Genomic DNA, 12,666 nt, shown 5'->3' on the forward strand with positions numbered 1-12,666 from the left:
TCAACGATGATGCGACGCCGTACCACCCTGCTCACCGGCTGCACCGCCCTCGTCCTCGCGCTCGGCGCCACCGCCTGCGGCGGCTCCACCCCGGTCGCCGCCGGCGGCGGCGACAAGGCGCTCAGCGGCAAGACCGTCACCGTCGCCGGCGTGTGGACCGGCACCGAGCAGAAGAACTTCCAGAAGGTGCTGGACGCGTTCAGCGAGAAGACCGGCGCCAAGACGCAGTTCGTCTCCACCGGCGACAACGTCTCCACGGTCGTCGGCAGCAAGATCGAGGGCGGCAACGCGCCCGACGTCGTGATGGTCCCGCAGGTCGGCGTGCTCCAGCAGTTCGCGAAGAAGGGCTGGCTCAAGCCGCTGTCGGCCACCGCCCAGTCGACGATCACCGCGGACTACGCCCCGGTGTGGAAGACGTACGGCAGCGTCGACGGCACCCTGTACGGCCTGTACTTCAAGGCCGCCCACAAGTCCACCGTCTGGTACAGCCCCGACGCCCTCACCCAGGCCGGCGTCAAGCAGCCGGCGACCTACGACGAGATGCTGAAGGCCGGGCACACCGTCTCCGACTCCGGACTCGCCGCGTTCGCGGTCGCCGGACAGGACGGCTGGACCCTCACCGACTGGTTCGAGAACATCTACCTCTCCCAGGCCGGACCCGAGAAGTACGACGCCCTCGCCGCCCACAAGCTGAAGTGGACCGACGCGTCCGTGGTCAAGGCGCTGCAGACGCTCGGCAAGCTCTTCAAGGACAAGCAGCTCGTCGCCGGGGGGCAGAACGAGGCGCTGAACACCGACTTCCCCGGCTCCGTGGAGAAGGTGTTCGGGCCCAAGCCCGAGGCCGGCATGGTCTACGAGGGCGACTTCGTGGCCGGTGTGGCGCACGACCAGTTCGGCAGGACCATCGGCAAGGACGCGAACTTCTTCCCCTTCCCCGCGGTCGACGGCGGCAAGGCCCCCGTCGTCAGCGGCGGCGACGCCGCCGTCGTCCTCAAGGACGGCAAGAACGCCGACGCCGGCATGAAGCTGCTGGAGTACCTGGCCACCCCGGAGGCGGCCGCCGTGTGGGCGAAGGCCGGCGGCTTCCTGTCCCCGAACAAGAAGCTCGACTTCGCCGACTACGGCGACGACGTCACCCGCGCCACCGCCAAGTCGCTGATCGCCGCCGGCGACTCGGTCCGCTTCGACATGTCCGACCAGGCCCCGGCCGCCTTCGGCGGCACCAAGGGCGTCGGCGAGTGGAAGGTGCTGCAGGACTTCCTGCGCGACCCGTCCGACCCGCAGGCCACCGCCGCCAAGCTGGAGGACGCGGCGGCCAAGGCGTACCGGGGCTGAGCGCGATGACCGCCACCCTCGCCCAGGAGGCGAGCCCGCCCCGCACCGCCCCGGGCGCACCCCGCGCCCGGCGGCTCAGGCGCCGCGGCCGGATCATCGCCCTGCTCTTCGTCTTCCCGGCGCTGCTGCTGCTCGGCGCGCTCGTCGTCTACCCGGTGCTGTTCTCCGTCGGCCGCAGCTTCTTCGACGCCTCCGGCACCCGCTTCGTCGGCGGCGGCAACTACGCCGAGATGTTCCGCGACCCGGCGACCCTCAAGGCCATCCGCAACACCACCATCTGGGTGGTGGTGGCCCCCGCGCTGCTCACCGGCCTCGGCCTGATCCTGGCCGTGCTGGTGGAGAAGGTCCGCTGGGCCACCGCCTTCAAACTGCTGCTGTTCCTGCCGATGGCCGTGTCCTTCCTCGCCGCGGGCATCATCTTCCGCCTCGCCTACGACGAGGACCCCGACAAGGGCGTTCTGAACGCGGCCGTCGTCTCCGTCCACGACGCGTTCACCGGCACGTCCTCCTACCCGACCGCCCGCGTCCGCGACGGGCAGGGCCTGCAACCGGGCCGCGACGGCTCCTATCTGACGACGACGGCCGTCCACCCGGGACAGTCGGCCGCGCTCGGCCTGGTCGGCGTCCTCCCCGGCGACCTGCCGAAGGACGCCGAACCCGCCTACGGGGCGTCCGCGCACCCGGCCGCCGCCGGCGAGGTGCGCGGGGTCGTCTACCTCGACTTCACGCCCGGCGGGGGAGGCCGGCAGGGCCGGGTCGACCCGAAGGAGAGCGGCCTGCCCGGCATGAAGGTCGAGGCGCTGCGCGACGGCCGCACGGTGGCGAGCGCGACGACCGCCGCCGACGGCTCCTTCCGCTTCACCGGGCTCGACGACCGCACGTACACGCTGAAGCTGCCCAAGTCCAACTTCGCCCCGCCCTACCAGGGCGTCTCCTGGCTCGGGCCCACCCTGGTCACCCCGGCGATCATCGGCGCGTACCTGTGGATCTGGACCGGCTTCGCGATGGTCCTGATCGGCGCCGGCCTGTCCACGCTGCCCCGGGACGCGCTGGAGGCGGCGCGGATGGACGGGGCCAACGAGTGGCAGATCTTCCGCCGGATCACCGTGCCGCTGCTCGCACCCGTCCTCACGGTCGTCTTCGTCACCCTCGTCATCAACGTGATGAAGGTGTTCGACCTCGTCTACATCATCGCGCCGGGACCGGTGCAGGAGGACGCGACCGTGCTCGCCACCCAGATGTGGCTGGTGTCCTTCGGCGGCGGCAACAACCAGGGCCTCGGCAGCGCGCTCGGCGTCCTGCTGCTGCTCCTGGTGATCCCCGCGATGGTCTTCAACGTCCGCCGCTTCCGAAGGAGCCAGCGATGAACGCGCGCCGCACGAAGGGGAGTCAGCGATGAACGCGGTCAGGCGGGGCCTCGGCAGCGCCCTGGTGCAGGCCGTCCTGGTGGTGGTCGCCCTGGTCTGGGTGACCCCGCTCGCGGGACTGTTCCTGTCCTCGCTGCGGTCGGCCTCGGACACCGCCAAGGGCGGCTGGTGGACGGTCTTCACCAGCCCCGGGCAGCTGTCCTTCGACAACTACTCCGCCTTGCTGAAGAACGCCGGCATCACCCAGGCATTCTGGAACACCGTGTTGATCTCGGTGCCGGCGACCGTCCTGGTCGTCGTCCTCGCCGCGCTCGCCGGATACGCCTTCGCCTGGCTGGACTTCCCGCTGCGCGAGCCGCTGTTCCTGGTGGTGGTGGCGCTGCTGGTGGTGCCGGTGCAGATCGGCCTGCTGCCGGTCGCCAAACTCTTCGGCCAGCTGGGTCTGTTCGGCACGATCCCCGGGGTCGTCCTGTTCCACGTCGCCTACGGACTGCCGTTCGCGGTGTTCCTGCTGCGCAACTACTTCGCCGAGATGCCGAAGGAGATGCTGGAGGCGGCCCGCATGGACGGCGGCAGCGAGTGGCGGATCTTCACCCGCCTGGTGCTGCCGGTGGGCCGCCCGGCGATCGCGTCGCTGGCCATCTTCCAGTTCCTGTGGGTGTGGAACGACATGCTGGTCGCGCTGCTCTTCGCGGACAGCTCGTCGCAGCCGCTGACCGTGCAACTGCAGTCGCAGATCCGGCAGTTCGGCAGCAACATCGACGTGCTGGCGCCCGGCGCGTTCCTCTCCCTGATCGTGCCCGTGGTGGTGTTCTTCGCCTTCCAGCGGCACTTCGTCCAGGGCGTGATGGCCGGGTCGGTGAAGTAGCCGGCCGGGCAACACCTCACTGCTCGTGGGGTGTTGCCCGGCCGGGCTGAGTACGCGTACTCATGTGCCGTGGGCCGGAGCGTCCGGAGACTGTCCGCATGCCTCGCACCCGCGCCCTGCGCCGTCCCGGCCTCGCTCTCGTGGTCCTCGCGTTCACCACCGTGGCCCTCGCCGCCTGCGGCACCGGCCACCCCGGTGCCACCGCCTCGGGCAAGCCACCCGCCGACGCCGCCGGAGCCCGGCCCGCCGGCGCACCGCCCGCCACCGACCCGCAGGTGGCCTTCATGGAGCTGCTGAACACGGTCGCCGCGCCCTGCTTCCCGGCTCCGCCGTCCGTACCGGCGCCGAACGGAGCGGAGACGACCGGACCCGAAGCCGTCGCACCGGAGCCCTCCGCACCCGTCGAACAGCCGCGCACCGCACCCGTGGAGCCGTTGCCGGTCGACCCTGCACCGCCCACCGCGACCGCCTCCGCGCCCACCCCCACCGGGACACCGGCCACCGCCGAGCTCAGCCCGGGGGAGCAGTGCGCGGCCCGCCGTCACGCCGCCCGGATCGGCAAGGTGCTGGACGCTCTGCCCGACCCCACCCCCGCCGAGGTCAGGGCCGCCCTGCGCGGACTCGGCTACCTCGACGCACGCATCCACGGCCCCGAACGGCCCGGCGCCGACACGCGGTTCTTCCTCGACCTGCGCGTCATGGACAGCCCGCTGTGCCTCAAGGGGACGGTGAGGAACGGGAAAACCGTCGTCGAGGCGTTCGGTGTGCCGGCGAATGAGCCCTTCCGCGCGGTGTGAGACGAAAAAAGCGCCGGGCGGGCCGGTGTCCCCGGCCCGCCCGGCGCCTCGCGTCACAGACCCGCGCTCACGGCGACGCCGGCGGGTACAGCGACCTCGGCAGCTGCGCGGCCGCCGCCGCGTCCAGCAGCCACAGGGTGCGCGAGCGGCCCCGGGCGCCCGCCGCCGGGGCCTGGATCTCCCCGGCACCCGACAGCGCCATCGCCGCGGCCTGCGCCTTGTCCTCGCCGGCCGCGAGCAGCCACACCTCACGCGCCGCCCGGATCGCCGGCAGCGTCAGCGAGATCCGGGTGGGCGGCGGCTTCGGCGAGCCGTGCACGCCGACCACCGTCCGCTCGCTCTCCCGGACCCCGGGCAGCTCCGGGAACAGCGACGCCACATGCGCGTCCGGGCCGACGCCCAGCAGCAGCACGTCGAACGCCGGGACCGGTCCGTGGTTCTCCGGGCCCGCCGCGTGCGCCAGCTCCTCCGCGTAGGCGGCGGCCGCCGCGTCCGCGTCGTTGCCGTACGGCCCGTCCGAGGCGGGCATGGCGTGCACCCGCTTCGGATCCAGCGGTACGGCGTCCAGCAGGGCCTCACGCGCCTGGGTGACGTTGCGTTCCGGATCGCCCTCGGGCAGGAACCGCTCGTCACCCCACCACAGGTCCAGGCGGGCCCAGTCGATCGCGTCCCGGGCGGGTGCGGCGGCCAGCGCCGCGAGGACGCCGTTGCCGTTGCGGCCGCCGGTGAGCACGACCGACGCCGAGCCACGAGATGCCTGCGCGTCCACGATCTTGGTGATGAGGCGGGCCGCGGCGGCCTGCGCCATCAGCTCCTTGTCGTGGTGCACGACCAGCTGCGGAGTGCTCACTTCGCCGCCGCCTTCCGCGTCGGGGACTTGCGGGCCGTCTTCGCCGCCGCCTTCTTCGCCGGCGCCTTCGCGGCCTCCTCGACGGGGGTCTCGACGGCGACGGGCTCCTCCGAGGCGGTGGACTCGTCGGCAGCGGTGGATTCCCCGGCGGGGGCCTCCTTCGCGGAGGTCTCCTTCCCGGAGTTCCCCTTCACGGCCCCGTCGTCGGAGGCCGCCGCCTCCTCCACCGCGTCCGCGTCGGCGTCGCTGTCCGCCGTGGCCGTGCCGCTGTTCAGCCGCTCCAGGCCGTACCGCAGCGCCGAGGCGTACGTGTCGTCCGGGTCCAGGCGCCGCAGCTCCTCCGCGATCAGCTCGGAGGTCTCCCGGCGCTTGAGCGCCACCGCCCGGTCGGGCTGGCCCTGGATGGAGAGCGTGGCCAGCGTGCCGTCCGCGCGGTCCAGGGCGATCGGACCGCAGTCGGTGTCCATGCGGACCGCCGTCAGACCGGGGCCGGCCGACAGCGAGCGCTTCACCGGCACGTCCAGCCGGTCCGCGAGCCACATCGCCAGCAGCTCGCAGCTCGGGTTGAACTCCTCGCCCTCCACCTCGACGGCCTGCACCGTGCAGGTCACCTGGTCCAGGGCGGCCGCGAGCATCGAACGCCACGGGGTGATCCGGGTCCAGGACAGGTCGGTGTCGCCGGGCGTGTAGGCGCGGGCGCGGGCCGCCAGCTCCCGGACCGGCTCCTCCGCCGCGTAGGAATCGGTGACCCGGCGCTGCGCGAGCGAGCCGAGCGGGTCGTTCGCCGGGTCGAGCGGGGCGTTCACCGGCCACCACACGACGACCGGCGCGTCCGGCAGCAGCAGCGGCAGGACCACCGACTGCGCCTGGCCGACGACCTCGCCGTACAGACGCAGCACGACCGTCTCGCCGGTGCCCGCCTCCGCGCCCACCCGCACCTCTGCGTCCAGGCGGGACTGGGTGCGGTCGCGCGGGGTGCGCGAGACCCGCTTGATGACCACCAGCGTGCGCGAGGGGTGCTCGCGCGAGGCGTCGCTGGCGGCCTTCAGGGCGTCGTAGGCGTTCTCCTCGTCGGTGACGATGACGAGGGTGAGCACCATGCCCACGGCCGGCGTGCCGATCGCGCGCCGGCCCTGCACCAGTGCCTTGTTGATCTTGCTGGCCGTGGTGTCCGTCAGGTCTATCCTCATGGCCGGCGCCAGCTCCGTCCGTCCCGCTCCAGCATCTCGTCGGCCTCGACCGGCCCCCAGGTGCCGGCCGGGTACTGCGCCGGCTTGCCCTGGGCCGCCCAGTACTGCTCGATCGGGTCGAGGATCTTCCAGGACAGCTCCACCTCCTCCGTACGCGGGAAGAGGTTGGCGTCGCCGAGCAGCACGTCCAGGATCAGGCGCTCGTACGCCTCCGGGCTGGACTCGGTGAAGGACTCGCCGTAGGCGAAGTCCATCGACACGTCCCGGATCTCCATGGACGTGCCCGGCACCTTCGAGCCGAAGCGCACCGTCACGCCCTCGTCCGGCTGGACGCGGATGACGATCGCGTTCTGGCCCAGCTCCTCCGTCGCCGTGGTGTCGAAGGGGGAGTGCGGCGCCCGCTGGAAGACCACCGCGATCTCGGTGACCCGGCGGCCCAGCCGCTTGCCGGTGCGCAGATAGAAGGGGACGCCCGCCCAGCGGCGGTTGTCGATGCCGAGCTTGATCGCGGCGTAGGTGTCGGTGGTGGAGCCGGGGTCGATGCCCTCCTCCTCCAGATAGCCGACGGCCTTCTCGCCGCCCTGCCAGCCCGCCGCGTACTGGGCGCGCACGGTGTCCCGGCCCAGGTCCTTGGGCAGCCGGACCGCGCCGAGCACCTTGGTCTTCTCCGCCGCGAGCGCGTCCGCGTCGAAGGAGGCGGGCTCCTCCATCGCGGTGAGCGCCATCAGCTGCAGCAGGTGGTTCTGGATGACGTCCCGGGCGGCGCCGATGCCGTCGTAGTAGCCGGCCCGGCCGCCGATGCCGATGTCCTCGGCCATCGTGATCTGCACGTGGTCGACGTACGACCGGTTCCAGATCGGCTCGAACATCTGGTTGGCGAAACGCAGCGCCAGGATGTTCTGGACCGTCTCCTTGCCCAGGTAGTGGTCGATGCGGAAGACCTGGTCCGAGGCGAAGACCTCGTGGACGATCCGGTTGAGTTCCTCGGCCGACTTCAGATCGTGGCCGAACGGCTTCTCGATGACCGCCCGCCGCCAGGAACCCTGGCTCTGGTCCGCCAGCCCGTGCTTCTTCAGCTGCTGGATCACCACCGGGAACGACTTCGGCGGCACCGACAGATAGAACGCGAAATTCCCGCCCGTGCCCTGCGCCTTGTCCAGCTCCTCGATGGTGCCGCGCAGCCGCTCGAAGGCCTCGTCGTCGTCGAAGGTGCCCTGGACGAACCGCATCCCCTGGATGAGCTGCTGCCACACCTCCTCGCGGAACGGCGTGCGCGAGTGCTCCTTGACGGCGTCGTGCACGACCTGGGCGAAGTCCTCGTGCTCCCAGTCGCGGCGGGCGAAGCCGACCAGCGAGAAGCCCGGCGGCAGCAGACCCCGGTTGGCGAGGTCGTACACCGCCGGCATGAGCTTTTTGCGCGACAGATCGCCCGTGACGCCGAAAATGACCAGACCCGACGGCCCCGCGATACGCGGGAGCCGTCGGTCTGCGGGGTCACGCAGCGGGTTGCTGCCCGTGAGCAGCGCTTTGCTGCTTGACAAAGTTTCAGCCCTCCGAGGGAGCCAGGCGCTCGAGCTCCGCCTGCGTCGACTTCAGCAGGTCGTTCCAGGACGCCTCGAACTTCTCGACGCCCTCCTTCTCCAGCAGCTCCACGACCTCGTCGTAGGAGATGCCCAGCTTCTCGACGGCGTCGAGGTCGGCGCGGGCCTGCTCGTAGGTGCCGGAGACGGTGTTGCCGGTGATCTCGCCGTGCTCCTCGGTGGCGAAGAGCGTGGCCTCCGGCATCGTGTTCACGGTGTTCGGCGCGACCAGCTCGTCGACGTACAGGGTGTCCTTGTACGCCTTGTCCTTCACCCCGGTGGAGGCCCACAGCGGACGCTGCTCGTGCGCGCCCGCCTTCTCCAGCGCCTGCCAGCGCTCGGAGGAGAAGACCTCCTCGTACGCCTGGTAGGCCAGGCGCGCGTTGGCGAGGGCGGCCTTGCCGCGCAGCGCCTTGGCCTCGTCGGTGCCCAGGGCGTCGATCCGCTTGTCGATCTCGGTGTCCACCCGGGAGACGAAGAAGGACGCCACGGAACGGATCTGCGACAGGTCCAGGCCGCGCTCCTTGGCCTTCTCCAGGCCGGTGAGGTAGGCGTCCATGACCTTGCGGTAGCGCTCCAGCGAGAAGATCAGCGTGACGTTGACGCTGATGCCGAGGCCGATGACCTCGGCGATCGCCGGGATGCCCGCCTCGGTGGCCGGGATCTTGATGAGCGTGTTGGGGCGGTCCACCAGCCACGCCAGCTGCTTGGCCTCGGCGACGGTCGCCTTGGTGTCGTGCGCGAGGCGCGGGTCGACCTCGATGGAGACCCGGCCGTCCTGGCCGTCGGTCGCGTCGTAGACGGGGCGCAGGATGTCGGCGGCGTCGCGGACGTCCGCCGTGGTGATCATGCGGATCGCCTCTTCGACGGTCACCTTGCGGGCGGCCAGGTCGCTCAGCTGCTGGTCGTAGCCGTCGCCCTGGGAGATCGCCTTCTGGAAGATCGTCGGGTTGGTGGTGACGCCCACGACGTGCTGCTCGTCGATCAGCTCGGCCAGGTTGCCGGACGTGATCCGCTTGCGCGACAGGTCGTCCAGCCAGATCGCGACGCCTTCGTCGGAGAGGCGCTTGAGTGCGTCTGTCATGGAAATTACATCTCCTACGTGTCGTGTGTGAGCGTCAGCGCTGGGCGGCTTCGAGGGATTCCCGGGCCTTGGCGGCCACGTTCTCGGCAGTGAAGCCGAACTCCCGGAAGAGCAGCTTGCCGTCCGCGGAAGCACCGAAGTGCTCCAGGGAAACGATGCGGCCGGCGTCCCCGACGTACTTGTGCCACGTGAGACCCACGCCGGCCTCCACGGCGACACGAGCCTTCACGGACGGGGGCAGCACGCTGTCCCGGTACCCCTGGTCCTGCTGCTCGAACCACTCCACGCACGGCATGGACACGACCCGGGTCGGGATGCCGGCGGCCTGGAGCTGCTCGCGCGCCTCCACAGCCACGTGCACCTCGGAACCGGTTGCGATCAGCAGGACCTGCGCCTCGCCGCCTTCGGCCTCGAACAGCACGTAGCCACCGCGCGCGGCGTCGTCGTCGGGCTCGTAGGTCGGCACGCCCTGGCGGGTGAGGACCAGGCCGTGCGGCTGGCCCTTGCCGAACTCCTTCGTCCAGCGGCGGAGGATCTCCCGCCAGGCGATGGCGGTCTCGTTGGCGTCGGCCGGGCGCACGATGTTCAGGCCCGGGATGGCGCGCAGCGACGCGAGGTGCTCGACCGGCTGGTGGGTCGGGCCGTCCTCGCCGAGGCCGATGGAGTCGTGCGTCCACACGTACGTCACCGGCAGGTGCATGAGGGCCGACAGCCGCACCGCGTTGCGCATGTAGTCGGAGAACACCAGGAAGGTGCCGCCGTAGATGCGGGTGTTGCCGTGCAGGGCGATGCCGTTCATCTCCGCGGCCATCGCGTGCTCGCGGATGCCGAAGTGGATGGTGCGGCCGTACGGGCTGGCCTCGGGCAGCGGGTTGCCCTCGGGCAGGAACGACGACGTCTTGTCGATCGTCGTGTTGTTGGAGCCGGCGAGGTCGGCCGAGCCGCCCCACAGCTCCGGGATCACCGCGCCGAGCGCCTGGAGGATCTTGCCGGACGCGGCACGGGTCGCGACGCCCTTGCCGGTCTCGAAGACCGGGAGCTTCTCCTCCCAGCCGGTGGGCAGCTCGCCCTTGGCGATGCGGTCGAACTCCGCGGCGCGCTCGGGGTTGGCGTCACGCCACTCCTGGAAGGACTTCTCCCAGTCCGCCTTGAAGCGGCGGCCGCGCTCCAGCGCCTGCCGGGTGTGCTCGATGACCTCGTCGGCGACCTCGAAGGACTTCTCCGGGTCGAAGCCGAGGACGCGCTTGGTGGCCGCGACCTCCTCGTCGCCCAGCGCCGAGCCGTGCGCGGCCTCGGTGTTCTGGGCGTTCGGGGCGGGCCAGGCGATGATCGAGCGCATCGCGATGAAGGACGGCCGGTCGGTGACGGCCTTGGCCTCCTGGATCGCGGCGAAGATCGCCTCCGGGTCCAGGTCGCCGTTCTCCTTGGCCTCCACCCGCTGCACGTGCCAGCCGTAGGCCTCGTAGCGCTTGACGGTGTCCTCGGACACGGCCGTCTCGGTGTCGCCCTCGATCGAGATGTGGTTGTCGTCCCACAGCAGGATCAGGTTGCCGAGCTTCTGGTGGCCGGCCAGCGAGGACGCCTCCGCGGAGATGCCCTCCTGCAGGCAGCCGTCACCGGCGATGCAGTAGACGAAGTGGTCGAACGGGGAGGTGCCGGGGGCGGCCTCCGGGTCGAACAGACCGCGCTCGTAGCGGGCCGCCATCGCCATGCCGACGGCGTTGGCGACACCCTGGCCGAGCGGGCCGGTGGTGGTCTCCACGCCGGTGGTGTGGCCGTACTCCGGGTGACCCGGGGTCTTGGAGCCCCAGGTGCGGAAGGACTTCAGATCGTCCAGCTCCAGGCCGAAGCCGGCCAGGTACAGCTGGGTGTAGAGGGTCAGGGAGGAGTGGCCGGCGGACAGCACGAAGCGGTCGCGTCCGACCCAGTCCGCGTCGGCGGGGTCGTGCCGCATCACCTTCTGGAAGAGGGTGTAGGCGGCCGGAGCCAGGCTCATCGCCGTACCGGGATGGCCGTTGCCGACCTTCTGTACGGCGTCGGCGGCCAGGACGCGGGCGGTGTCCACGGCCCGCTGGTCCAGTTCGGTCCACTCGAAGTCTGTGGTGGTCGGCTTGGTGCTCACCCTTTTCAGGGCTCCTCTCCACATGTCGAATACCGGTCTGGTCGGGCGTGTGCCCACCGGTCGCCGGTGCACTGGGCGCCCACCGGCCGCTGTCGAGCCTACCCCCGTAAAGACGTGCGTTTTTCCCCGTCAATACAGACTGCCGGGACTGAGTGCGATCCGCCTCCCGACTGGGCCGTAAGGCATTCAGCACATGAATACGGAGCCGCTCATCTGACCGCTCAATCGAGCTTCGGTATGCGCGGAAGAAAGCATTCCGCAATCGCGCCCGCGATGCCGGGAACGCTCACCTTCCGGTGGAGCCCCGCGGACCGGATCGATCACCGCCCCGGCGGCGGAACGATCACCGCCCGGCGGCGGCCGGCGGGCCCGGGAACGATCACCCCCGCCAACACGACCCCACCCCCGCGAAGGCCGGGGTATGGGCAACGTCTAAAGTGGCGTGGTACGCGCGAGCCTTTACCGCCACTTCACACGGGAAGGCTCGCTGGGATGTCTCTGTCAGGGGTGTGCGTGACGGCCGTTGAATCCCGTCCACCGGGCGTGCTCGGGAGTGATGAGCGCCCGACCCACCGGCCGTTCGGGGCCCGTGTCAAGGCGTTCGTGGCGCTGACCAAGCCGCGGATCATCGAACTGCTGCTCATCACCACCGTTCCGGTGATGTTCCTGGCGCAGCAGGGTGTGCCGGACCTGAAGCTGGTGCTGCTCACCTGCCTCGGCGGCTACCTGTCCGCCGGCGGCGCCAACGCGCTGAACATGTACATCGACCGCGACATCGACGCGCTGATGGACCGCACGTCGCAGCGTCCGCTGGTCACCGGCATGGTCAGCCCGCGCGAGTGCCTGGCGTTCGGCATCACCCTCGCGGTGGTCTCGACGTTGCTGTTCGGCCTCACCGTGAACTGGCTCAGCGCCTGGCTCTCCCTCGGCGCGCTCCTCTTCTACGTCGTCGTCTACACGATGATCCTCAAGCGCCGCACCGCGCAGAACATCGTCTGGGGCGGCATCGCCGGCTGCATGCCCGTGCTGATCGGCTGGACGGCGGTCAAGGACTCCCTGACCTGGGCGCCGGTCATCCTCTTCCTGGTCATCTTCTTCTGGACGCCGCCGCACTACTGGCCGCTGTCGATGAAGGTCAAGGACGACTACGCGCGCGTCGGCGTGCCGATGCTGCCGGTCATCGCCTCCAACAAGGTCGTCGCCAAGCAGATCGTGCTCTACAGCTGGGTGATGGTGGCCGTCTCGCTGCTGCTGACCCCGCTGGGTTACACCGGCTGGTTCTACACGGCCGTGGCGCTGGCCTCGGGCGGCTGGTGGCTGTGGGAGGCGCACGCGCTGCAGAACCGGGCGAAGGCCGAGGTCACGGGCGCGAAGCTGAAGGAGATGCGGCTGTTCCACTGGTCCATCACGTACGTGTCGCTGCTGTTCGTGGCGGTCGCGGTGGACCCGTTCCTGCGCTGAACCGACCTTTCA

The 12,666-nt window shown here is 70.7% G+C and carries 10 protein-coding genes; 5 read left to right on the forward strand and 5 right to left on the reverse strand.

What is annotated here, in order from left to right; all coding sequences use genetic code 11:
• The first annotated feature begins 6 nt into the window (after nucleotides 1-6).
• The 4 genes from ACF1AL_RS11535 (at nucleotide 7) to ACF1AL_RS11550 (ending at nucleotide 4,367) form a co-directional block, all read left to right on the forward strand.
• On the forward strand, nucleotides 7-1,335 hold the full coding sequence (locus ACF1AL_RS11535; RefSeq protein WP_391825841.1) for an ABC transporter substrate-binding protein: 1,329 nt from the start codon (nucleotides 7-9) through the stop codon (nucleotides 1,333-1,335).
• A 5-nt stretch (nucleotides 1,336-1,340) separates the two neighbouring features.
• Nucleotides 1,341-2,702, forward strand: a complete 1,362-nt coding sequence (locus ACF1AL_RS11540; protein WP_391825842.1) for an ABC transporter permease subunit — start codon at nucleotides 1,341-1,343, stop codon at nucleotides 2,700-2,702.
• Between the two features lie 28 nt (nucleotides 2,703-2,730).
• On the forward strand, nucleotides 2,731-3,570 hold the full coding sequence (locus ACF1AL_RS11545) for a carbohydrate ABC transporter permease (RefSeq protein ID WP_366840635.1): 840 nt from the start codon (nucleotides 2,731-2,733) through the stop codon (nucleotides 3,568-3,570).
• 98 nt (nucleotides 3,571-3,668) lie between these two features.
• Nucleotides 3,669-4,367 (forward strand): hypothetical protein, encoded by a 699-nt coding sequence (locus tag ACF1AL_RS11550; protein ID WP_391825843.1) that lies wholly within the window; start codon nucleotides 3,669-3,671, stop codon nucleotides 4,365-4,367.
• 67 nt (nucleotides 4,368-4,434) lie between these two features.
• On the opposite strand, the gene pgl is transcribed toward ACF1AL_RS11550, so the two are convergent.
• Genes pgl through tkt form a run of 5 tightly spaced genes read right to left on the reverse strand, consistent with a single transcriptional unit; the run spans nucleotide 4,435 to nucleotide 11,193 of the window.
• Nucleotides 4,435-5,217, reverse strand: a complete 783-nt coding sequence (gene pgl / locus ACF1AL_RS11555) for a 6-phosphogluconolactonase (RefSeq protein ID WP_391825844.1) — start codon at nucleotides 5,215-5,217, stop codon at nucleotides 4,435-4,437.
• A complete protein-coding gene (opcA, locus tag ACF1AL_RS11560; protein WP_391825845.1) occupies nucleotides 5,214-6,407 on the reverse strand; it encodes a glucose-6-phosphate dehydrogenase assembly protein OpcA in 1,194 nt (397 codons plus the stop codon). The genes pgl and opcA overlap by 4 nt, the downstream gene beginning before the upstream one ends.
• Nucleotides 6,404-7,930: a glucose-6-phosphate dehydrogenase gene (gene zwf, locus ACF1AL_RS11565; RefSeq protein WP_366840698.1), complete on the reverse strand. Its 1,527-nt coding sequence runs from the start codon at nucleotides 7,928-7,930 to the stop codon at nucleotides 6,404-6,406. The genes opcA and zwf overlap by 4 nt, the downstream gene beginning before the upstream one ends.
• Before the next feature lie 22 nt (nucleotides 7,931-7,952).
• On the reverse strand, nucleotides 7,953-9,071 hold the full coding sequence (gene tal, locus ACF1AL_RS11570; protein WP_366840639.1) for a transaldolase: 1,119 nt from the start codon (nucleotides 9,069-9,071) through the stop codon (nucleotides 7,953-7,955).
• 34 nt (nucleotides 9,072-9,105) lie between these two features.
• Nucleotides 9,106-11,193: a transketolase gene (gene tkt / locus ACF1AL_RS11575; protein ID WP_391778725.1), complete on the reverse strand. Its 2,088-nt coding sequence runs from the start codon at nucleotides 11,191-11,193 to the stop codon at nucleotides 9,106-9,108.
• Between the two features lie 507 nt (nucleotides 11,194-11,700).
• Here tkt and ACF1AL_RS11580 point away from each other — a divergent pair.
• The gene (locus tag ACF1AL_RS11580; RefSeq protein ID WP_384207164.1) at nucleotides 11,701-12,654 is read left to right on the forward strand and encodes a heme o synthase; all 954 of its coding nucleotides are present in this window, start codon (nucleotides 11,701-11,703) and stop codon (nucleotides 12,652-12,654) included.
• Nucleotides 12,655-12,666: the final 12 nt, after the last annotated feature.

Source organism: Streptomyces sp. NPDC014801 (genome assembly GCF_043082085.1).
In the GTDB taxonomy this organism is placed as follows: domain Bacteria; phylum Actinomycetota; class Actinomycetes; order Streptomycetales; family Streptomycetaceae; genus Streptomyces.